The organism is Parabacteroides sp. AF17-3, assembly GCF_003635445.1.
Lineage (GTDB): Bacteria > Bacteroidota > Bacteroidia > Bacteroidales > Tannerellaceae > Parabacteroides > Parabacteroides goldsteinii.
In genome coordinates this window covers 1-898 of record NZ_QTMM01000033.1, presented here as the reverse complement: position 1 = coordinate 898, position 898 = coordinate 1, and the positions used below count along the sequence as shown (strand labels likewise).

The 898-nt window shown below is 50.1% G+C and carries 1 pseudogene; it reads left to right on the top strand.

What is annotated here, in order from left to right:
- Nucleotides 1–898, top strand: a pseudogene (locus tag DWW91_RS27120) (hypothetical protein); the annotation flags it as partial.

Below are 898 nucleotides of genomic sequence, written 5' to 3'. Positions count from 1 at the left end.
CACGACTCGTCGCACGCTATGATATTATCAATGAAGCGGGAAGTTCCCGCTTCATCATCGAGACTGTCTCGATGGGCAATGCACGACGCGGTTCGGGATTGTTCCCTATACGACCTTACGGCGATATGCCAGAAGCGAAACCAGACGAACTCATTACAACTCCAGAGCGACGATTCTACGGAGAGAATGCTAACAAAGGGATACAGGCAGGAGCCTTCTACTCCTATCCTTCACCACTTAAAGACAAAGGTTTCTTAATTCTGAAAGGTATGTATAAGATCAACGAATCAGAAAGCAAAGAGGTGTCCTACCGGATTCCTTTCACACAGCAGGCGGCAGACGGCAACCAGACTTTCCTCGAGATTGCCAACAACCACCGCTATACCATCGCCATCACGGCGGCAGACGAATACCATCTCGACTGTACACTCTACGTGGCAGACTGGACGGACGACGGTAGCATCGACGATTTCAAACCCGACCAGGATTCGGGAGAAATCGACGTGACAATTCCCGCCGAATTCACAGACGACACTAAATACGACCCTGACACGCGCTCGGTCAGCATGTCGCTTAAGCCCAAAAGCCAGTTCACCGTGACTACTACCGCCACGGCTAATCTCACAGTTTATAAGAAATATGTAGGCGGAATTGACGCACAGCAATACGACTGGCTGGAAATATCAGAACCAGCCGTTTCCACCAAAGCGGCTTCCATGAATTATAATTATACCTTCTCACTCAAAGATGATTATACCCTGGGACGTTACCCGCGCGCCGTATTACGTTTCACCAACACCATGAACGGCTCGGCAACTACCTTCTTCGTAGAAGCTGTTTCTGTACGGACGGGTCAGAGGTGGAAAGTAAACCCGACTGGCTCGATGTCGCCGTCTAC